18 protein-coding genes are annotated in these 20139 nt (G+C 67.0%); 10 read left to right on the forward strand and 8 right to left on the reverse strand.

The window, feature by feature from the left end; translation table 11 throughout:
* Positions 1–14: 14 nt before the first annotated feature.
* Entirely contained in the window at positions 15–3359 is a 3345-nt protein-coding gene (carB, locus tag VJ897_RS13350; RefSeq protein ID WP_324056189.1) for a carbamoyl-phosphate synthase large subunit, read from the reverse strand.
* A gap of 258 nt (positions 3360–3617) precedes the next feature.
* On the opposite strand from carB, the gene VJ897_RS13355 reads away from it, so the two are divergent.
* Positions 3618–4736: an aminodeoxychorismate synthase component I gene (locus VJ897_RS13355; protein WP_414706752.1), complete on the forward strand. Its 1119-nt coding sequence runs from the start codon at positions 3618–3620 to the stop codon at positions 4734–4736.
* 1 nt (position 4737) lies between these two features.
* Here VJ897_RS13355 and VJ897_RS13360 read toward each other — a convergent pair whose 3' ends face one another.
* Complete coding sequence (locus tag VJ897_RS13360; RefSeq protein WP_324056190.1) at positions 4738–5973, reverse strand: class I SAM-dependent methyltransferase; 1236 nt, start codon at positions 5971–5973, stop codon at positions 4738–4740.
* Between the two features lie 172 nt (positions 5974–6145).
* Between VJ897_RS13360 and aspS the strand changes: the two genes are divergently transcribed.
* From aspS to VJ897_RS13375, 3 genes are all read left to right on the forward strand, one after another.
* The gene (gene aspS / locus VJ897_RS13365; RefSeq protein ID WP_324056191.1) at positions 6146–8134 is read left to right on the forward strand and encodes an aspartate--tRNA ligase; all 1989 of its coding nucleotides are present in this window, start codon (positions 6146–6148) and stop codon (positions 8132–8134) included.
* Between the two features lie 96 nt (positions 8135–8230).
* On the forward strand, positions 8231–9634 hold the full coding sequence (locus VJ897_RS13370; protein ID WP_324056192.1) for a DUF1800 domain-containing protein: 1404 nt from the start codon (positions 8231–8233) through the stop codon (positions 9632–9634).
* Between the two features lie 7 nt (positions 9635–9641).
* The gene (locus tag VJ897_RS13375; protein ID WP_324056193.1) at positions 9642–10865 is read left to right on the forward strand and encodes a DUF1501 domain-containing protein; all 1224 of its coding nucleotides are present in this window, start codon (positions 9642–9644) and stop codon (positions 10863–10865) included.
* A gap of 11 nt (positions 10866–10876) precedes the next feature.
* Here VJ897_RS13375 and VJ897_RS13380 read toward each other — a convergent pair whose 3' ends face one another.
* Together VJ897_RS13380 and VJ897_RS13385 are read right to left on the reverse strand one after the other, a co-directional pair.
* Positions 10877–11083 carry a hypothetical protein gene (locus VJ897_RS13380; protein WP_324056194.1) on the reverse strand — a complete coding sequence of 69 codons (207 nt, stop codon included), beginning with the start codon at positions 11081–11083 and terminating at the stop codon, positions 10877–10879.
* 114 nt (positions 11084–11197) lie between these two features.
* A complete protein-coding gene (locus VJ897_RS13385; RefSeq protein WP_324056195.1) occupies positions 11198–11914 on the reverse strand; it encodes a response regulator in 717 nt (238 codons plus the stop codon).
* Between the two features lie 171 nt (positions 11915–12085).
* Here VJ897_RS13385 and mce point away from each other — a divergent pair, with 171 nt between their 5' ends.
* From mce to VJ897_RS13400, 3 genes are all read left to right on the forward strand, one after another.
* Entirely contained in the window at positions 12086–12490 is a 405-nt protein-coding gene (gene mce / locus VJ897_RS13390) for a methylmalonyl-CoA epimerase (RefSeq protein ID WP_324056196.1), read from the forward strand.
* Complete coding sequence (locus VJ897_RS13395; RefSeq protein ID WP_324056197.1) at positions 12490–12771, forward strand: DUF1467 family protein; 282 nt, start codon at positions 12490–12492, stop codon at positions 12769–12771. The genes mce and VJ897_RS13395 overlap by 1 nt, the downstream gene beginning before the upstream one ends.
* A 173-nt stretch (positions 12772–12944) precedes the next feature.
* The gene (locus VJ897_RS13400; protein WP_324056198.1) at positions 12945–14600 is read left to right on the forward strand and encodes an ABC transporter substrate-binding protein; all 1656 of its coding nucleotides are present in this window, start codon (positions 12945–12947) and stop codon (positions 14598–14600) included.
* Positions 14601–14635: 35 nt separating this feature from the next.
* Here the strand turns inward: VJ897_RS13400 and VJ897_RS13405 are convergent, their stop codons facing one another.
* Together VJ897_RS13405 and VJ897_RS13410 are read right to left on the reverse strand one after the other, a co-directional pair.
* Positions 14636–15766, reverse strand: a complete 1131-nt coding sequence (locus VJ897_RS13405; protein ID WP_324056199.1) for an acetoin utilization protein AcuC — start codon at positions 15764–15766, stop codon at positions 14636–14638.
* Entirely contained in the window at positions 15756–16277 is a 522-nt protein-coding gene (locus VJ897_RS13410; protein WP_324056200.1) for a glutathione peroxidase, read from the reverse strand. The genes VJ897_RS13405 and VJ897_RS13410 overlap by 11 nt, the downstream gene beginning before the upstream one ends.
* 126 nt (positions 16278–16403) lie before the next feature.
* Between VJ897_RS13410 and rimO the strand changes: the two genes are divergently transcribed.
* Together rimO and VJ897_RS13420 are read left to right on the forward strand one after the other, a co-directional pair.
* Positions 16404–17789 (forward strand): 30S ribosomal protein S12 methylthiotransferase RimO, encoded by a 1386-nt coding sequence (gene rimO / locus VJ897_RS13415; protein WP_324056201.1) that lies wholly within the window; start codon positions 16404–16406, stop codon positions 17787–17789.
* Positions 17790–18049: 260 nt separating this feature from the next.
* The gene (locus VJ897_RS13420) at positions 18050–18421 is read left to right on the forward strand and encodes a thiol-disulfide oxidoreductase DCC family protein (RefSeq protein ID WP_324056202.1); all 372 of its coding nucleotides are present in this window, start codon (positions 18050–18052) and stop codon (positions 18419–18421) included.
* Here VJ897_RS13420 and VJ897_RS13425 read toward each other — a convergent pair.
* Complete coding sequence (locus tag VJ897_RS13425; RefSeq protein ID WP_324056217.1) at positions 18403–18750, reverse strand: YigZ family protein; 348 nt, start codon at positions 18748–18750, stop codon at positions 18403–18405. The genes VJ897_RS13420 and VJ897_RS13425 overlap by 19 nt on opposite strands.
* Before the next feature lie 94 nt (positions 18751–18844).
* Here VJ897_RS13425 and ppk2 point away from each other — a divergent pair, with 94 nt between their 5' ends.
* Positions 18845–19741 carry a polyphosphate kinase 2 gene (ppk2, locus tag VJ897_RS13430; protein ID WP_324056203.1) on the forward strand — a complete coding sequence of 299 codons (897 nt, stop codon included), beginning with the start codon at positions 18845–18847 and terminating at the stop codon, positions 19739–19741.
* Positions 19742–19857: 116 nt separating this feature from the next.
* Here the strand turns inward: ppk2 and VJ897_RS13435 are convergent, their stop codons facing one another.
* Positions 19858–20109 carry a DUF6455 family protein gene (locus VJ897_RS13435; protein WP_324056204.1) on the reverse strand — a complete coding sequence of 84 codons (252 nt, stop codon included), beginning with the start codon at positions 20107–20109 and terminating at the stop codon, positions 19858–19860.
* Positions 20110–20139 lie beyond the last annotated feature (30 nt).

Raw genomic sequence — 20139 nt, forward strand, 5'->3', positions numbered from 1 at the left:
TCGGGACCCGGCGATCACCCCTGCAATGCCCGCACGCGCACCTCGTCGCTGACCTTGGCCGTCATGGCCAGCGCAGCCGCATGAGAACCCGCGAGCGTGGTGTAATAGGGGATCTTGTCGGCCAGGGCCACGGCGCGGATCGAGCGGCTGTCCTCGACCGCCGCCGCGCCTTCGGCGGAGTTGAAGACCAGCGCGATCTCGCCGTCCTTGAGGCGGTCCACCACCGTGCGGCCGCCCTCGTAGACCTTGTTGACCAGTTTCGTCTCGAACCCCTGGTCAGCCAGCCATTTGGCTGTGCCGCGGGTGGCGCAGATGGACATGCCGAGGTCCGTGACCATCTGCGCCGTTTCGCGCAGTACGTCGCCCTTGTCGGCGTCCTTGATCGAGAAGAAGACCGTGCCGGTGGTCGGCAGGTCCTGTCCCGCGCCCATCTGCGCCTTGAGAAAGGCGCGGCCGAAATCGCGCGCCCAGCCCATGACTTCGCCGGTGGACCGCATTTCCGGTCCGAGGATCGTGTCGACGCCGGGAAAGCGGTTGAAGGGCAGCACTGCCTCTTTCACGCTGAACCACGGGGTTTGCGGATCGGCCAGGGTGTAGGGATTTCCCAGTGGCAGAACGTCCATCGGGTCCTCGGCCGGCGGGTAGGGCGGACGGTGGGGGAAATTCGACAGCGGTTCGCCCGCCATGAGCCGCGCGGCGATCGAGGCGATGGCGCTGTCCGTGGCCTTGGCCACGAAGGGCACTGTGCGGCTGGCACGGGGATTGACCTCGATCAGGTAGACCTCGCCGTCCTTGACCGCGAACTGCACGTTCATCAGGCCCTTGACCCGGAGGGCGCGCGCCAGGTCGATGGCCTGGCGTTTCATTTCCTCGATGACGTCGGCGGGAAGGGAATGCGGCGGCAGGCAGCAGGCGCTGTCGCCCGAGTGCACGCCAGCCTCTTCGATGTGCTGCATGATGCCGGCGATATGCACCGCCTCGCCGTCGCACAGGCAGTCGAGATCCACCTCGACCGCGCCGGAGAGGTAGCCGTCGAGCAAGACGGGGCTGTCGCCCGAGACGATCACGGCCTCCGCGATGTAGCGTTCCAGGTGGGCCATGTCGCGCACGATCTCCATGGCGCGCCCGCCGAGAACGTAGGAGGGGCGGATCACCAGCGGAAAGCCGATGCCCTCGGCGATCGCGAGGGCCTGGGTGTCGCTGCTGGCGATCCCGTTGCTGGGCTGCTTGAGGCCCAGCTTGCCCACCAGCGCCTGGAACCGCTCACGGTCCTCGGCCAGGTCGATGGCATCGGGCGGCGTGCCCAGGATAGGTATTCCGGCCGCCTCCAGGTCATTGGCCAGCTTGAGCGGGGTCTGGCCGCCGAACTGCACGATGACCCCGTGCAGGGTGCCATTGTCCTGTTCGACGCGCAGGATTTCCATGACGTGCTCGAAGGTCAGCGGTTCGAAATACAGCCGGTCCGAGGTGTCGTAGTCCGTGCTGACGGTCTCGGGATTGCAGTTGACCATGATGGTCTCGTAGCCCTGTTCCGTCAGCGCGAAACAGGCGTGACAGCAGCAATAATCGAACTCGATCCCCTGGCCGATCCGGTTCGGGCCGCCGCCCAGGATGACGACCTTCTTGCGGTCCGAAGGCCGTGCCTCGCATTCCGCCTCGCCCATCATGGGGGTCTCGTAGGTCGAATACATGTAGGGGGTCTGGGCCTCGAATTCGGCGGCGCAGGTATCGATGCGCTTGAAGACCGCGGTCACGCCGGCGGCCTGGCGGGCCTTGCGGATCTCGGATTCAGGACGGCCGGTCAGGTGGCCGAGGCGGGCGTCGGTGAAACCCATCATCTTGAGCCCGCGCAGGGCCTGCGGATCGGTGGGCAGCCCGTTGGATTCCACGTCCTGCTCGGCCTCGACGATTTCGCGGATGCGCGCCAGGAACCACGGATCGAAGGACGTGATGTCCTGGATGTCCGCGTCCGGGAAACCCTCGCGGATGGCCTGGGCGATGACGCGCAGCCGGTCTGGCGTCTGCTTGGCCAGCTCACGGGTGATGGCGGCACGGCCGTTCGTCGGATCATCGGCGCCGGGAATGGTGATCTCGTCGAAGCCGGTCAGGCCGGACTCCATCGAGGCCAGCGCCTTTTGCAGCGACTCGTGGATGGTGCGACCGATGGACATGGCCTCGCCCACCGATTTCATCGCCGTTGTCAGGTGCGGCTCCGCTCCGGGGAATTTCTCGAAGGCGAATTTCGGGATCTTGGTGACGACGTAGTCGATGGTGGGTTCGAAGCTGGCGGGCGTGACCTTGGTGATGTCATTGTCCAGTTCGTCCAGCGTATAGCCCACGGCCAGCTTGGCGGCGATCTTGGCGATGGGAAAGCCCGTTGCCTTGGACGCCAGCGCCGAGGACCGCGATACGCGCGGGTTCATCTCGATCACGACCATGCGGCCGTCCTCGGGGTTCACGGCCCATTGCACGTTAGATCCGCCGGTTTCCACGCCGATCTCGCGCAGCACGTTGATGCTGTGCGTGCGCATCAACTGGTATTCCTTGTCGGTCAGCGTCAGCGCCGGGGCCACGGTGATGGAATCGCCCGTATGCACCCCCATCGGGTCCACGTTCTCGATGGAACAGACGATGATGGCGTTGTCGGCGCGGTCGCGCACGACCTCCATCTCGAACTCCTTCCAGCCCAGCAGGCTTTCGTCGATCAGGATCTGCCCGACCGGAGAGGCGTCCATGCCGGTGCGGCAATAGTGGATGTAGTCCTCGCGGTTGTAGGCCACGCCGCCGCCGGTGCCGCCCAGCGTATAGGCGGGGCGGATGATGGCGGGCAGGCCGACATCCTCGAGCGCCTCCAGAGCGATCGAGATCCCGGCCTCCAGGTCGTGGTGGCCGCCCGCGGTCCTGGGGGCGGTGACGATGGTGGCCTTGGGATTCTCGATTCCCAGCCGGTCCATCGCCTCGCGAAAGAGGTTGCGGTCCTCGGCCATCTCGATGGCGTCGCGCCGGGCGCCGATCATCTCGACGCCGTACTCCTCCAGCACGCCCATGTCCGCCAGCGCCAGCGAGGTGTTCAGCCCGGTCTGCCCGCCCATGGTCGGCAGCAGGGCATCGGGACGTTCCTTGGCGATGATCTTTGCGACGGTCTCTGGGGTGATGGGTTCGATGTAGGTGGCGTCCGCAAGGACGGGGTCGGTCATGATCGTGGCCGGGTTCGAGTTCACCAGGATCACCCGGTAGCCCTCTTCGCGCAGCGCCTTGCAGGCCTGGGCGCCTGAATAGTCGAACTCGCAGGCCTGGCCGATGATGATGGGCCCCGCACCGATGATCATGATCGACTGGATGTCGGTTCTCTTCGGCATTGTGACGGCCCCTCGGCTTTCATGTGTGGCGATTCAGGCAACATGGCATGTGCCCAAATTGTCGTGGGTTATAGGGATGGTGCGCGCCGGTGCAAGGGCTCATTGGCGCGGCGCCCCTTTGCCGGGGCGCTGCGCGGCGGCTTTGACGACCGAACGGGCGTTTTCGGCCCTGTTCGCCGGCCGATGCGCGGACTATGTAGCGGGACTGGAACGGGACCGGGGAATACGACCGGGGAACTGGCCTGAAAAGGGACATCCGTGCGGCTGAGGTTCGACAGCATGGCAGGGCCGGAAACGGCCGGCGCGGCGGCGCAGTTCGCCGGCGCAACCGACGTGATCCGCGCCGACCGCCCCGACCAGGTGCCTGCCGCGCTGGCCGCGCTGGAAACCGCGCGCGCGACCGGCAAGTGGCTGGCCGGCTATGCCAGCTACGAACTGGGCTACGCGCTGGAGCCTGCGTTGGCCGGGCTGATGCCCGAGGCGCGCAGGCTGCCGCTGCTGTGTTTCGGGGTTTTCGACGGACCGGAGCCAGCAGCACCGCTTGCGGACGGCCCGGCCCGGATCGGGCCGCTACGCCCACGCTGGAGCGCGGATAGATATGGCGCGGCCTTTGCCCGGGTGCATGACTGGATCGGCGCCGGGGACATCTACCAGGCCAACCTGACCTTTCCCATCGACACGGAAGTCACGGGCGAGAGCGCGGCGATCTTCGCGGCGCTGACAGCGCGTCAGAGCGTCGGCCACGGCGTTCTGGTCGAACAGGAGGGCCTGCCCGACATCCTGTCGCGGTCGCCTGAACTGTTCTTTCGCATCCGGGCCGACGGACGGCTTGAGACGCTGCCCATGAAGGGCACCATGCCGCGTGGCGACACGCCGGAGGCCGACGCGCTGTCCCGTGCGCACCTGTCCGGTGATGTCAAGAATCGCGCCGAAAACCTGATGATCGTGGACTTGCTGCGCAACGACCTGAGCCGCGTTGCCACGCTCGGATCGGTGCGGGTGCCGGAGCTGTTCCACGTGCAGACCTACACCACCGTCCACCAGATGGTCAGCCGGGTCGTCGGGCAACTGCGCCCCGGCACCGGGTTGGGCGCGGTGTTCACGGCCCTCTACCCCTGCGGATCGATCACCGGGGCGCCCAAGGTGCGCGCAATGGAGATCATCCGCGCCCTGGAGGAGGCCCCGCGCGAGGCGTATTGCGGCACGATCGGCTGGGCCGCCCCGGACGGGCGCGCGGAATTCAACGTGGCGATCCGGACCCTGCTGCGCGAGGGCGACACGGCGGTGCTCAATGTCGGCGGCGGCGTGGTCTGGGACAGCACGGCGCAGGCCGAGTACGAAGAGGCCCTGCTCAAGGCACGCTTCGCGGCACTCTAGGTCATTGCGCCGCGTGCGGCCGGCGCCCGGGCATCGGGTAAAGGTAGTCGCGCGTCACCGGCACGGCGTACTGCCGATGGCTCAGTTGGACCTGGAACACCGCTTGGCGGGCTTGCTCGAAGGTCGCCTCGCAGGCCACCAGGTAGAACCGCCACATCCGGATGAAGCGGTCGTCCGTCATCGCCCGCACCTGTGGCAGCGCGGCCTCGAAGCGCTGGCGCCAGTGGTTCAGCGTGCGCGCATAGTGCCCGCGCAGCACTTCGATATCCGTGGCCCAGAGCCCCGAGCGTTCGATGGGCGGCGCCAGTTCCGACAGCGAGGGCACGTAGCCGCCCGGGAAGATGTATTTCGCCAGCCAGTCGGACGTGGGCCGGGGTGGGGCGACCTGCCCGATCGTGTGGATCAGCGCAACGCCATCGGGGGCCAGCAGGTCCTGGACCTTGCTGAAATAGGTATCGTACTGGGGCAGGCCGACGTGTTCCAGCATGCCGACGCTGACGATCCGGTCGAAGCGTTCGTCCAGCTTGCGGTAGTCCATCAGGCGGAATGCGACGCGGTCCGACAGGCCCGCGGCCTCGGTGCGCCCGCGCGCGGTGGCCAGCTGGTTTTCCGACAGGGTCACGCCGGTTACGCGCGCCTCGTGATCGCGCGCCAGCGTCAGCGCCATGCCGCCCCAACCGCAACCGATATCCAGCACGCGCATCCCCGGCTCCAGTCGCAGCTTGGCCGCGATATGGGCCTTCTTGGCCTCCTGCGCCGCGTCCAGGGTCATGTCGGGCCGGGCGAAATAGGCGCAGGAATACTGCATGTCCGCATCCAGAAAGAGACGGTAAAGGTCATCGGACAGGTCGTAGTGATGTGCCACGTTGCGGCGGGCCCGGCGCGGGTCGTTGCGTTGCAGGACCCGGTTCAGCCGCCGCCGCAGGTTCTGCATGGCCCGGAACCAGGCCGGCATTTGCCCGCGCCCGTGCATGTTGCTGGTGAAAAGCGCGACAAGGTCGTAGAGCCCATCCGGCGCCACCTCGATCTGGCCATCCATGTAGCCCTCGCCAAAGGCCATGACGGGGCTGAGGCACAGCGTCCGGTAATACCGCGGATCCGTAACCCGCATCCGGGCCGGGGCCAGGGCATTGCTGTCGCGCCCGTACCTGCTGACCGATCCGTCGGCCCAGGCCACCTCGAGCGTGCCCTCGACAACGAGCCTGTCCAGCAGCCTGTCCAGCGTGGTCTTCCACATGGCACCCTCCGTGGTTCGCGGGTCCGAAGATGGCCGCCCCTTTGAGAAATGCGCGTGGATGATAGACCAGAGCGGCCGTCTGGCCAAGCCCGAGCGGCCTGCGCCCTTGCCCCTGACGGTGCCACGGTGTATCGGCCCGACCGACGCCACGCCCATCGCAAGAGGACATCCCATGCACGCCTATCGCACCCATAGCTGCGCCGACCTGACCAAGGACAGCGTCGGCGAGACCGCCCGCCTCTCGGGTTGGGTCCATCGCGTGCGCGACCACGGCGGGGTGCTCTTCATCGACCTGCGTGATCATTACGGCGTCACGCAGGTGCTCTGTGATCCTGACAGCCCGGTGTTCGCCGAGGTGGAAAAGGTCCGTAGCGAGTGGTGCATCCGCATTGACGGCGTGGTCAAGGCCCGCGACCCCGAGCTGATCAACCCCAAGCTGCCCACCGGCGAGATCGAGGTCTACATCCGCGACATCGAGGTGCTGGGCACGGCCGAGGAACTGCCGCTGATGGTCTTCGGCGACCAGGAATACCCCGAGGAAACCCGCCTGCGCTATCGCTACCTTGACCTGCGCCGCGAAGAGATGCAGCGCAACATGACCCTGCGCTCGGACGTGGTGGCCGCGATGCGCCGGCGCATGTGGGACCAAGGGTTCCGCGAATACCAGACCCCGATCATCACCGCCTCGTCGCCAGAGGGCGCGCGCGACTTCCTGGTGCCGTCGCGGCTGCATCCGGGACGCTTCTACGCGCTGCCCCAGGCGCCGCAGTTGTTCAAGCAGCTGATCATGGTTAGCGGTTTCGACAAGTATTTCCAGATCGCGCCTTGTTTCCGTGACGAGGACCCCCGCGCCGACCGCTCGCCCACGGATTTCTACCAGCTCGACATGGAGATGTCCTTCGTCGAGCAGCAGGACGTATTCGACACGATCCAGCCGGTGATCGAGGGCATCTTCGAGGAGTTCGGTGGTGGCAAGAAGGTCGACAAGCACTGGCCGCAGATTTCCTATGCCGATGCGGCGAAATGGTATGGCACCGACAAGCCCGACCTGCGCAACCCGATCAAGATGCAGGACACGTCCGAGCATTTCCGCGGCTCGGGCTTTGCCATCTTCGCAAATCTGCTGGAACAAGAGGGCACCGAGGTCCGCGCCATTCCAGCGCCCGGCGGCGGGTCGCGCAAGTTCTGCGACCGGATGAACGCCTTTGCCCAGAAAGAGGGCCTGCCGGGGATGGGGTATATTTTTTGGCGCGAAGTGAAGAACCCAGATTGGAATCCGCAGGTGAGGGGTGAAATCGAGAACTGGCTAGAAGCAAAGAAGGTCGAGCGAGGTATTTTGGAAGCAATTGTCGAAGGGGACAACATTGCTTCGAACGACCTTCTTCGCGAAATTGCGGATTTGATCGAAAAAGGAGACCCTTTAGATCACGCCAAAGCGCGCGACTTGGCGGAAAAAACATTCTCTAATAAAGAGATCATGGAAGCCGCCGGCCCGCTGGCCAAGAACATCGGCCCGGAACGGACCGAGGCGATCCGCCAGCAGCTGGGCCTGGGCAAGGGCGACGCGGCCTTCTTCCTGGGTGGCAAGCCCTCAAGCTTCGAACGCGTGGCCGGCAAGGCGCGCGACGTGATCGGCGAGGAACTGGGCCTCACCGACCCAGACCGCTTCGCCTTTGCCTGGATCGTCGATTTCCCGATGTACGAGGCCGACGAGGAAACCGGCGAGATCGACTTCAGCCATAACCCCTTTTCCATGCCCCAGGGCGGTCTGGACGCGCTGTCGGGCGATCCGCTATCGGTGCTGGGCTACCAGTATGACCTGGCCTGCAATGGCTACGAACTGGTCTCGGGCGCGATCCGGAACCATCGGCTCGACGTGATGATCAAGGCCTTCGAGAAGGCGGGCTACGACGAGGCCGAGGTCAAGAAACGCTTCGGCGGGCTGGTCAGTGCCTTCCAGTACGGCGCCCCGCCGCACGGCGGCTGCGCGGCTGGCATCGACCGTATCGTCATGTTGCTGGCCGAGGAACACAACATCCGTGAGGTCATCATGTTCCCCATGACCCAGCGCGCCGAGGACCTGATGATGGATGCCCCGTCCGAGCCGACCAACGAGCAACTGCGCGAGCTTCACCTGCGCGTGATCCCGCCCGAGGCCTGACGCCCGCGCCCGGCGCCCCGCCCGCATCCTGCGCAGTTCCCCGCCTGTGCCGCGATTTCGGGACGGACAAGGGGGGATCGGACGTATAGGATCGGCGTGAAGCCGAGCAGAGGGGATGCTGTGCCTTTCGATCCTGTCATGGCCGAGCGGCGGTTCGGGGTGGGCCTGTCGCCCGGGCGCGCCGCGCCGGGATCGGTTGCGGCCATGCTGGACAGCCTGGCCGGCCCCGACGCCATGGCGCGGGCCTGGACGATTCCGCCTTATGAGCGGGCCGAACCGTCCCGCGCGACGATGCGCGCCCGTGCGCTGGCCGTACGCGATGCCGAGACCGAGGCCGACCGCACCGCGGCCATGGAAGCGCGCAGCCGCATGCGCATGGCGGCGCGCGAACTCTATGCCCGCAACCTCGCTGTCGAGATGGCGCGTTCGGTGGATACGCACGATGGCCTGCGCGAACGTCTGGCGCGGTTCTGGGCCGATCATTTCACGGTGCGGGCGCTCAGCGGCGGCTACCGGCACCTTGTGTCGCCCTACATCGAAGCCGCGATCCGGCCTCATGTCACCGGGCGCTTCGCCGACATGTTGCGGGCCGTGGTCACAAGCCCGACGTTCTTGCTCTATTTCGATCAGCTGAGGTCCTATGGCCCCAACAGCCCGCGTGGCCTGAAGCATGGCCGGGGCCTGAACGAGAACCTCGCCCGGGAACTGCTGGAACTGCACACCCTGGGGGTCGGCGGCGCGTACACCCAGCGCGACGTTCGCCAGCTGGCCGAGCTTCTGACAGGGCTGAGCAGTTCGGCCAGGCGCGGGTTCCACTTTCGCCCGGGCAATGCCGAACCGGGGGCCGAGACCGTGCTGGGTGAAGCCTATGGCGGGGATGACCCGGCTCTGGACGACATCCTGGACGCGATGGAGGGCCTGGCGCGCCACCCCGACACCGCGCGGCATCTGTCGCGCAAGCTGGCCGTGCATTTCATCGCCCCCGACCCGGACCCGGACATGGTCCACGCCATGGCGGATCGTTATGCCGCCACGGGCGGGGACCTGCTGGCCACGGTCGAGGCCATGCTGACCCATCCCGCAGCTTGGGACGACCCCTATCGCAAGGTCAAGCGGCCCGTCGATTTCATCGCCTCGGGGCTGCGCGCGCTGGCCGTCCCGCCCGACAGGATCGTGGGGGCCGGGCGCCGGGACGTGCATCACCTGCTGCGCGTGCCCATGCGCGTCATGGGACAGGCCTGGCAGGCCCCGGTGGGCCCCGACGGCTGGCCCGAGGCCGACAGTGAATGGATCACGCCGCAAGGCATGGCGGGCCGGATTTCCTGGGCGATGCGCGCGCCCGAACGCCTGCTGGAGGCGCTGCCGGACCCGCGCGATTTCGTTCACCATGCGCTTGGCCCGGACCCGTCCGAGGCGGTGAGCTTTGCCGCGGGCGCGGCCCAGACCCGCACCGAGGGGGTCGGAGTCGTTCTGGCCTCGGCCGCTTTCAACAGGAGTTGACCCCGCCATGAGCCTGTCGCGCCGCGATGTCCTGATCCGCAGCCTGGCACTGGGCTGTTCCGCGGCCGCCGCGCCGCTGGTCACGCCGGTGGCCCTGGCCAATGCCCCGTGGGAGGGGCGGCTGGTGGTCATCATCCTGCGCGGGGCTCTTGACGGGCTGGATGCGATCCGCCCCCATGGGGACGCGGATTTCGCCGCGCTGCGCCCGACCCTTGGCGGGGGCGACGACCCGAGCGGCCTCGACCTCGACGGGTTCTTCACGTTGCACCCCGGGTTCGAGAGTTTGCATCCCCTCTGGCAGGCCGGTGAATTCGGCGCGGTGCACGCGGTCTCGACGCCCTATCGCGACAAGCGCAGCCATTTCGATGGCCAGGACATTCTCGAGGCCGGGCTGCCGGGGTTGGGGGGCGGCGGGCTGCGCGACGGCTGGCTCAACCGGATGCTTCAACTGCGCGGTGGGCTGGAGCCCGAGATCGCCTATGCCATCGGGCGCGAACGGATGTTGGTGCTGTCTGGTCTCGCCGAGACCGCGCGCTGGTCGCCCGAGGCCGATCTGGCCGTCTCGGCCCAGGCGCGGCAACTGCTCAATATCGTGCACCACGACGATCCGCTGTTCCGCGATGCCAGCGCCGATGCGATCGAGATCGCCGCGAGCCTGGAACTCGAGGCCGAGCGGGCCGAACAGACCGGGGCCATGATGCAGGCCGATCCGATGATGGCGGGGGTCGCCGTCAATACGACGCATGTGCAACTGGCCGATTTTGCCGCGTCGCGGCTGCGCGGCGACACCCGGATCGCCAGTTTCTCGATCAATGGCTGGGACACGCATTCGCAGCAGGACCAGGGGCTGCGCCGCCGCGGTGGAATGCTGTCCGACACGATCCTCGCGCTTCGGGCCGGTCTGGGCGATGTCTGGGGCCGCACGGCGGTGCTCTGCCTGACGGAGTTCGGACGCACGGCGGCCGAGAACGGCAGCGGCGGCACCGATCACGGCACCGGCGGCGCGATGCTGTTTGCCGGGGGCGCGCTGCGCGGAGGGCAGGTGCTGGGCGACTGGCCGGGCCTGGCCGAGGCCGATCTCTACGACCGGCGCGACCTGATGCCCACGCGCGATCTGCGCGCCCATGCCGCCTGGGTGATGGCCCAGATGATCGGTTTGAACCGGGATGAACTGGAGCAGGTGATCTTCCCGGGCCTGGAGATGGGTGCGCGTCCCGGGCTGCTGTTGTAACGATGCAGCCCTCAGGCGTCCGTGTCGCGTGTGGCGGCCGGACCCGTCGCCGGCGCGGTGATCGCTGCGCCGTTCCCGTGGGCGATTTCGCGCGGTGCAGGCGTCAGCGCTGCCATGACCGCGGCCGCCAGCAGAACCAGCCCCGTGGTCAGAACCAGCCAGTCGACGGTGCTGTTGCCCTTGTCCCCGGACCAGACGGTGGCGACGATGCGGTCCATGTTTCGGCCCTCCTGCGATGCGCTTTGCCCTGATCTGGCATCCGAATCGGGCTGGAATTGGACGAGGCTGCGACGATGACGGGGAAACTGGCACGGGGCAGGGTGCGGCCGGTGTCAGATCGCCCGCGCACGGTCGAGGCGGTCTTGCACCATGGCGGCAACGTGGTCGCGCTGGCGCCTGGGGGATTGGCCGCTGGCAAGAAGCTCGTCGAGGCAATCGACAGCCTCGGACAGCGGCGTGTCGGCGGCGCTGCGGGCGACGCCGCCCAGGAATTGCGCCAGGTAGCGCAAGCGGCGCCCCTCGGGGGCCCTGGACAGGACATCGGCGGCCGCCGCGAGGTCGTCGCGCAGGGCGATCCTGTCGGGCTCGACCCGATCGTCGGTCAGCACGCGCAGTCCGGATGGACGCTGAGCCGACGGCAGGTGTTCCAGGATCACCGACTGGAACTGACCCAGATTCGCCACAGGCTTGGCAAGGAACCCGTCGGCGCCGGCCTTGAGTGCGGCGTCATGGGTGTCGAAATCCCCGCTCATCGCCAAAAGGACGTCCACCCGCGGGCTGGCCTGGGCCAGGTCTGCTATCAGACCCGCGCCCGATCCGTCCGGCAGGCCCATGTCCACCAGCACCACCGAGGGCCGATAGACCCGCAGGTGGCGGCGGGCATGGTGCAGGGTGTCCGCGCGCCGAATGCGCGCCCCTGACCGCAGGCACAAGAGGCGCAGCGCTTCCGAGGTGAAGCGGCTGTCTTCGACCGCGAGGACAGTCAGGCCAAGCAGCGGGCGCTTCGCGGTCGGCGCCGGGGTGGTGATGAGGTCGTCGAGGCTGTCCATTCGGCAATACCCCCGGATGCAGTGACTTGATCTGCGACTCATTAGGGACCAGCTTGGTGAAGGGCCGGTTAACGGCCGCGACGTTGGGGCGCGGGGTCGGTCGTGGCGCGACGGATTGCCCCGGCCGCGCCACTGGCCCATATACGCCGTAGTCCCGAACCGGAGGCGAAGATGATCGGACGCTTGAACCACGTGGCCATTGCCGTGCCCGACCTGGACGCCGCGGCGGCGCAATACCGCGATGCGCTGGGCGCCTCGGTCGGCGCGCCGCAGGACGAACCCGACCACGGTGTCACGGTGGTTTTCATCCAGCTTCCCAACACCAAGATCGAGTTGCTTTGCCCGCTCGGCGGGTCCAGCCCGATCGCGGGCTTTCTGGAAAAGAACCCCGCGGGCGGCATCCATCACCTTTGCTACGAAGTGGACGATATCCTTGCGGCGCGCGACAAGCTGAAAGAGTCCGGCCTGCGCGTGCTGGGCGACGGCGAGCCGAAGATCGGTGCCCACGGCAAGCCGGTGCTGTTCCTGCATCCCAAGGACATGAACGGCACCCTGACGGAACTGGAACAGGTCTGATGGGAATCACCTCGTCTCTCGTGCTCCTGGCCGTGGTCTGGTTCATGGTCTTCTTCGTGGTTCTGCCGCTGCGCCTGACAACGCAAGGCGAGGCGGGCGACGTCGTGCCCGGCACCCACAAGAGCGCCCCGGCCGATCCGCAGCTCAAGCGCAAGGCCAGGATCACCACGGTGTGGGCACTGCTGATATGGGCGGTGCTGGCCGGCGTGATCTGGTCGGGCCTGATCACCGTGCAGGACTACGACTGGGCCGATCGCCTGGGCGACACCTGGCAGCGATAGGGTGACCGGCTCGTGCCGCCGGGGCACTTTTTCCTTGGTTCCGGGGCGGTGTCACCTACCATTGCCACAAGGCGCGGGTGAGCCGTGCCATCCGTTGCGTGGCAACGGAAACCCCATCGTCGCGCCAAGCCGCCGCAGTGCGGTGCGCATTTCCCCACAAAATCGGAATCGTCATGGATACACATACCCCCCATCCCGCCGCCCGCGATCTTGCCGCCGAACATGGCGACGGAAAACTCTCGCGGCGTGAATTCCTGACCCGGGCGACCTCGCTTGGCGTTTCGGCCGGGGCCGCCTACGGGCTGATCGGTCTGTCTGCGCCCACTTCTGCGCGCGCTGCCGGTCATGTTCAACAAGGCGGCACACTGCGCATCCAGTCGGACGTGCGCGCGCTCAAGGATCCGCGGACCTACGACTGGCCGCAGATGTCGAATTTCTCGCGTGGCTGGCTCGAATACCTCGTGGAATATCAGCGTGACGGGTCGATCACGCCGATGCTGCTCGAAAGCTGGGCGGTCAACGCCGACGCCACCCGCTATACCCTGCGCGTGCGTCCCGGCGTGACCTGGAATGACGGGACGGCGTTCACCGCCGCCGACGTGGCCCATAACATCACCCGTTGGTGCGAGCAGGCGGTCGAGGGCAATTCCATGGCCTCGCGCATGACGCCGCTGATCGATCCCGAAACGGGAACGGCCCGGGACGGTGCGATCGAGGTCACAGATGACCTGACGGTCGCGCTCAACCTGTCTTCCCCCGACATCACCCTGATCGCGGGCTTTTCGGATTATCCGGCCGCCATCGTGCCGCAGGACTTCACCGGCGATCCCATGGCCAGCCCGAAGGGTACCGGTCCGTATCTGCCCGAAGAGTTGCAGGTCGGGGTTCGTTCGGCGCTCGTGCGCAACACCGACCACGACTGGTGGGGCACCGAGGTCTTCGGCGGCCCTTACCTGGATCGGATTGAATATGTCGACTTCGGCACGGACCAGGCGTCGCATTTCGCCGCGGCCCAATCGGGCGAGGTGGACATGGTCTACGAATCGCTGGGCGAGTTCGTCGCCTTGATGGACACCCTGGGATGGAGCAGGTCCGAGGCCGTGACCGCGAACACCGTCATCGTGCGCCCGAACCAACAGGCCGAAGTGGACGGGCAGCGCCCCTACGCGGATGTGCGCGTGCGTCGCGCGCTTGCCATGGCGGTGTCGAACGATGTGCTGCTCGACCTCGGATATGACGGTCGCGGCCGGGTGGCCGAGAACCACCACGTCTGCCCGATCCACCCCGAATACGCCGAGCTTCCGGCCCCGGTGCACGACCCCGAGGGCGCTGCCGCCCTGATGGCCGAAGCTGGCATGGCGGACTATGAACACGAGTTGATCTCGATCGAGGACAACTGGCGCCGTGCCACCTGCGATGCCGTCGCCGCGCAGCTGCGCGACGCGGGCATCCCGGTGAAACGGACGGTGATCCCCGGGGCCACCTTCTGGAATGCCTGGACGGACTATCCTTTCTCGGCGACGGACTGGGCGCAGCGGCCCCTCGGTGTCCAAGTGCTGGCGCTGGCCTACCGGTCGGGCGAGCCGTGGAACGAGGCGGGCTTTTCCAACCCCGAATTCGACGCGACCCTGGCCGAGGCGCTGTCCATCGCAGATGCGGACACCCGCCGGACCCTGTCGGAAAAGATGCAGCGGATCATGCAGGACGAGGGTGTGATCGTGCAGCCCTACTGGCGGTCGACCTATCGCCACGCGCGCCCCGAGGTGCTGGGCGCCGAGCAGCACCCGACCTTCGAGATCCATGTCTACAAGCTGGGTCTCGCGGCCTGATCGGGCCGGCCCGCCGCCCTTGTGGCGGCGGGCGCTCAGGCCGCGCCGCGGCCTGCAAGAAGGCCGATCCGGGCGCGTATCTCGGGCCGGATCGGCCCCTCGCGCGGGGCGTCGGCCAAGGTGCTGATCCAGTGCGGCTCAGGTTTGATTTCCCGGGTCGAGCCGATACGTGTCCAGTGAAGGGCGCGCAGGACCCGCTGCGCCGCCTCGGGCAGCCGCGCCGGCATTTCGTGCCCGTTCAGCACGGCCCAGTTCCCCACCCAGAGCCGCGCCACGGTCCAGGGATTGTAGCCGCCTCCGCCGAGCACCAGAAGGCGCGGCGCCACGGACCGCAGTGCCCGCAGGACCGCCCAATGCGCCCGATTGGACAGGGCCAGCCGGGATTGCGGATCCTCGAGCACCGCGTCGGCCCCGCACTGCAGCACCACCGCATCGGGCCTGTGCGCCGCGACTTGCGGCAGGATCAGTCCATCGCGGATCAGGGCCATCTCGGTATCGTTGAGGCCGCGCGGCAGGGGCAGGTTGTAGACCTGCCCGACTCCGCGATCGTCCAACCCGCCCGTGCGTGGCCAGCGCCCCTCTTCATGGGTCGAAATCAGCAGCACCTCGGGGGTGTCTGCAAAAGCATGTTCGACCCCGTCGGCGTGATGCGCGTCGATGTCCACGTAGGCGACACGCCGCGCCCCGTTCCGGCGCAACGCCTGGATCGCGAGCACCGCGTCGTTGAGGTAGCAAAAGCCGCTGGCCCGGTCTGGCATGCCGTGATGGGTGCCCCCCGCGGGCGAATGCACCACGCCGCCGCGGGCCAGCAATTCGCCCGCCAGAAGCGACGCCCCGGCGGCCGTTGCGGGGCGGGAATACATCTCGGGGAAGACCGGGTTCGAGGCGGTGCCGATGTGGTGCTGGGCGCGGATGGCTTCGGCCACGTGCTGATCCTTTTCGGCCCGGTGCAGCGCCGCGACATAGCGGCGCGTGTGGAACCCGGTCAGCGCGGCCGGCTTGGCGCGTGGACTGGTGCGGTATTGATCCGGCCCCAGCCAGCCGAGCGCCCGCGCAAGGTCTATCACGGTCGACACGCGCGGGATGCGCAGCGGGTGCCACGGGCCATAGCTGGAGCCGCGGTAGATTTCCGAGCCCAGGAACAGCGGTGGCGTATCAGTCGCCAAGGGCGGTCTCGATCGCGGCGGTGATGGCCGGCGAGGTCGGGCGTACGGGTGATCCCCATTGGCCCAGCACTTCGCCTGCCGGGCCGATCAGAACCTTGTGGAAGTTCCAGCGCGGGGCGATGCCGTGCTCCTGTGCCAGCCAACGATAGAAGGGGTGCGCCTCGGCCCCCCTCACCGGGGTAATCACCGTCATCGGCAGGGTCAGGTCGAAATTGACCTCGCAGAACGCCTTGACGGCATCCTCGCTGTCCAGTTCCTGCCGGAAGTCCTCGGAGGGCACGGCGAGCACGGTCAGCCCGTCGTCCGCGTAGCCCTCGTGCAGGGCCTGCAGGTCGTCGAACTGCCGGGTGAAGCCGCAAAGCGAGGCCGTGTTCGTGACCAGCGCCGGGCCATCCAGCCGCAGCGTGCCGCCGTCGATCGAGTCGAAGACCATGCGATCCGGCTCGGCAGAAAGGGCAGGGGCCACAAGCGCGAGAAGCACGGTGGCGATGGCGAGGATACGTTCGGGCATGGTCGGGTCTCCTGTCCTGCGGGCGCTCGCGGCCGCGTGCGTCAAAGATAGGTCTGGGCGGCGAAAGGACCATGGCCCGGCGATGCACCCTTTCCGCGGACGCGTCGGCGCGGTAAGGCAGGTTCCATGCCCCAGAACCCGCCCGACCTGCGCCCCGATCTCGCGAAAGCCCGCGTCACCGAAACCGCCCGCCCCAAGGGACGTGATGATCAGCCGACCATCGGCATGGTTTCGCTCGGCTGCCCCAAGGCATTGGTAGACAGCGAGCGCATCCTGACAAGACTGCGGGCCGAGGGCTATGCCATCTCGCCCGACTATCCGGGAGCCGACGCTGTGGTGGTCAACACCTGCGGGTTCCTCGACAGCGCCAAGGCAGAAAGCCTGGATGCCATCGGAGAGGCGCTTGCCGAAAACGGTCGCGTCATCGTCACCGGCTGCCTCGGGGCCGAGCCCGAGTATATCACCGGCGCGCACCCAAAGGTCCTCGCCGTCACAGGGCCGCATCAATACGAACAGGTCCTCGACGCCGTCCATGCCGCCGTGCCGCCGGACCCGGACCCCTTCGTGGACCTACTGCCCGCCAGCGGCGTCAGCCTGACCCCGCGCCATTACAGCTACCTCAAGATCTCCGAAGGCTGTAACCACAAGTGCAAGTTCTGCATCATTCCCGACATGCGCGGTCGCCTTGTCAGCCGACCTCACAAGGCGGTGCTGCGCGAGGCGGAAAAGCTCGTTGAAAACGGCGTGAAAGAGCTGTTGGTCATCAGCCAGGACACCTCGGCCTATGGCACCGATTGGTCCCGCGAGGATCGGGCGGGCGCAGGGCAACCCATCACCCGGCTTGCCCGCGATCTGGGGCAACTCGGCGCCTGGGTGCGCCTGCATTACGTCTACCCCTACCCGCATGTACGCGAGCTGATCCCGCTCATGGCGGACGGCCTGGTGTTGCCCTATCTCGACATCCCCTTTCAGCACGCCCACCCGGACACGCTGCGCCGCATGGCCCGCCCGGCCCATGCCGAACGCACCCTCGACCGCATCGCCGAATGGCGCGGTATCTGCCCGGATATCACCCTGCGCTCGACCTTCATCGTCGGCTATCCGGGCGAGACCGAGGCGGAGTTTCAGCATCTGCTCGACTGGATGGACGAGGCGCAACTGGATCGCGTCGGTTGCTTTCAATACGAAAACGTCGAAGGCGCCCGCAGCAACGCGCTTCCCGATCATGTCCCCGCCGAGGTCAAACAGGACCGTTGGGACCGCTTCATGGAAAAGGCCCAGGCGATTTCCGAGGCCAAGCTGGCGGCCAAGGTGGGCCATGTCGTGGACGTGATCGTCGACGACATAGACGAGGACGGCATCGCCACCTGCCGCACCAAGGCCGACGCCCCCGAGATCGACGGCAACCTGTTCATCGACGAGGGAACGGAGGGGCTGTCGGTCGGCGATATCGTCTCGGTCGAGGTCGACGAGGCGGGGGAGTATGATTTGTGGGGGGCCATCCGGACATAGCAGACGATCCGGGGGACCTTTTCCAAAGAAACCAGAAACAAGAATTTGACCGTCCGGCCGCTCTCGACCTCTGGAGCCGTCCATCACCGCCGCGTGGGGCGCGCCATGCCAGAGGCATGCCTTTGGCATGACGATGGGCGGAGACTGCGCCGCGGCGCCGCCTCGGGGCAAGTTCCACCCGGCCGGACATTGGTGCCAAACCCCGCCTCTCGCCAACGGTCCGATCTTGCCCTTCACTTCCTTTCCGCTACCTCCCCGACATGACCAAGGTCCTGCACGATGACACCTGTCCCATCTGTTCACGCGAGGTTGCGGCCTATGCGCGGCAGGCCGAGCGCGCCGGGATCACGCTGGAAATCGACGGGCTGGACGCGGCCCCGAACTGGGGGCTGGACCGGGACGCCGCCGCGCAGACTTTCCGCGTGGAACAGGACGGCCGTATCCATGAAGGGCTGGATGCCTTTCGCATCCTTTGGGCGCGGTTGCCCGGCTGGCGCTGGCTCGCCCGGCTGACCGGGCTACCGGGCATTCACGGGCTGGCCGACCTTGGCTATCGCCACATCACGGCCCCGGTGCTTTATGCGCTGCACCGCCGCCGCCAACGACGCGCGGCTCACGGCTCCTGCAGGTAAATCCGCACTGCCTCCTGCACATGGCGGAAGCGGTCGCCGCCCAGGTGCTTGCCGCCGAACCAGCGGGTGACGCAGACGAGGTGCCCCTCGACGCCTTCGCGTTCCAGCATCCGCAGGATCACCATCCCCGCCCCGGACTCTCCGTCGTCGTTCTTCAAAGGCCCCGCGGGCAGCAGAACGGCCCAGCTGTTGTGCGTCGCCTTGGCAAATTTCTTCTTTCTGCACAGTGCCTTGACGAACGCCTTCGCCTCTTGTGCCGATCCCACCGGCCCGCCGGACACCGCGTATTTCGACCCCCGGTCGCTGATGACATTCTCGATGATCCGCATGTGCCGGATAATGCCCATACCGCTTGAGCCACATCAAGGCGGATCGCGGCAGGTGCTGCTAGTCTCTGCCCGATCAACATGGACAGGAGACACCATGAGCAACGCTGCCGCACCCGCCAAGCCATCCACCGGCCCCGAAACAGCAACGAAGCCGGGCCCGGAACCCGGCGACAGCCGGACGCAGCTGCCCAAGCTGGGCCGCGGGCCCTACGAGGCGGAAAAGGCTCGGCTTCAGGCCGAGTTGCTCAAGGTGCAGCTCTGGGCACAGGAGACGGGGCAGAAATTCGTCCTGCTGTTCGAGGGGCGCGATGCCGCCGGCAAGGGCGGCACGATCAAGCGGTTCACCGAGCACCTGAATCCCAGGCAGGCCCGCGTGGTCGCGCTCAACAAGCCGACCTGGGAAGAAAAGGGCCAGTGGTATTTCCAGCGCTATATCACGGAATTGCCGACAACCGGCGAAATGGTCTTCTACGACCGCTCCTGGTACAACCGAGCAGGGGTCGAACGGGTCATGGGCTTCTGCAAGCCCAATGAATACCTGGAATTCATGCGCCAGACCCCGGACTTCGAGCGCATGCTCGTGCGCTCGGGGATACAGCTCTACAAGTACTGGTTCTCGGTTACGCAAGGCGAACAGCAACGCCGCTTCAAGTCGCGTGAAACCGACCCACTCAAGCAGTGGAAACTCTCGCCCATCGACAAGGCGAGTCTGGACAAGTGGGACGACTACACCGAGGCGAAAGAGGCGATGTTCTTTTACACCGATACCGCGGACGCGCCCTGGACCGTTGTAAAATCCAACGACAAGAAACGCGCGCGGATCAACTGCATGCGCCATTTCCTGTCGACCCTGGATTATCCCGACAAGGACCACGATATCGCGTGTCCGCCCGAGCCGGAGATCGTCGGCCCGGCGGCAAGGGTGATCCACCGGACCGATCATATCCTGGGCAAATCGCTTCACCCGGATACACGCCACGTCGGGGTCTGAGCCAACGGGCCACAGGTCCGCGCGGGGCGGTGGCGCCCGTGCGCCGTGGCGCCGGTCCGGTCACGGCGCGGTCCAGGTGATAGGTCGCGGGCCTTGGCATGATGGATACCGCCGGTTCAGCCGGCCAGATCGTCCATCCGCTCGCGGTTGACGCAGTAGCCGGGGCTGACCTCGAGTGCCTCGCGCAGGTTCAGCAACTTCTTGCAGGCCCCGGGCTTCGAGCAGGACCGGCAGGCCTGGACCATCCCGGCATAATCGTCGTGGCTCAGCCGCCCTTCGGTGAGGGCCGCGCCCAAGTCCACGCCCCGTGCCCGGGACATGCCCTTCATGAGCCAGTAGTGATCGCGCGCATCGCCAAGTGTCTTCATCAGTTGCATCCCCGTCTGATCCGTTCATGC

It is taken from the genome of Salibaculum sp., assembly GCF_035270045.1.
Taxonomy (GTDB): Bacteria; Pseudomonadota; Alphaproteobacteria; order Rhodobacterales; family Rhodobacteraceae; genus Salibaculum.

Bases quoted from the DNA above. Each gene is read 5' to 3' on its own strand.
- carB (WP_324056189.1), bottom strand. From the start codon at position 3,359: ATGCCGAAGAGAACCGACATCCAGTCGATCATGATCATCGGTGCGGGG.
- VJ897_RS13360 (WP_324056190.1), bottom strand. From the start codon at position 5,973: ATGTGGAAGACCACGCTGGACAGGCTGCTGGACAGGCTCGTTGTCGAG.
- aspS (WP_324056191.1), top strand. From the start codon at position 6,146: ATGCACGCCTATCGCACCCATAGCTGCGCCGACCTGACCAAGGACAGC.
- VJ897_RS13375 (WP_324056193.1), top strand. From the start codon at position 9,642: ATGAGCCTGTCGCGCCGCGATGTCCTGATCCGCAGCCTGGCACTGGGC.
- VJ897_RS13380 (WP_324056194.1), bottom strand. From the start codon at position 11,083: ATGGACCGCATCGTCGCCACCGTCTGGTCCGGGGACAAGGGCAACAGC.
- VJ897_RS13385 (WP_324056195.1), bottom strand. From the start codon at position 11,914: ATGGACAGCCTCGACGACCTCATCACCACCCCGGCGCCGACCGCGAAG.
- mce (WP_324056196.1), top strand. From the start codon at position 12,086: ATGATCGGACGCTTGAACCACGTGGCCATTGCCGTGCCCGACCTGGAC.
- VJ897_RS13395 (WP_324056197.1), top strand. From the start codon at position 12,490: ATGGGAATCACCTCGTCTCTCGTGCTCCTGGCCGTGGTCTGGTTCATG.
- VJ897_RS13400 (WP_324056198.1), top strand. From the start codon at position 12,945: ATGGATACACATACCCCCCATCCCGCCGCCCGCGATCTTGCCGCCGAA.
- VJ897_RS13410 (WP_324056200.1), bottom strand. From the start codon at position 16,277: ATGCCCGAACGTATCCTCGCCATCGCCACCGTGCTTCTCGCGCTTGTG.
- rimO (WP_324056201.1), top strand. From the start codon at position 16,404: ATGCCCCAGAACCCGCCCGACCTGCGCCCCGATCTCGCGAAAGCCCGC.
- VJ897_RS13420 (WP_324056202.1), top strand. From the start codon at position 18,050: ATGACCAAGGTCCTGCACGATGACACCTGTCCCATCTGTTCACGCGAG.
- VJ897_RS13425 (WP_324056217.1), bottom strand. From the start codon at position 18,750: ATGCGGATCATCGAGAATGTCATCAGCGACCGGGGGTCGAAATACGCG.
- ppk2 (WP_324056203.1), top strand. From the start codon at position 18,845: ATGAGCAACGCTGCCGCACCCGCCAAGCCATCCACCGGCCCCGAAACA.
- VJ897_RS13435 (WP_324056204.1), bottom strand. From the start codon at position 20,109: ATGAAGACACTTGGCGATGCGCGCGATCACTACTGGCTCATGAAGGGC.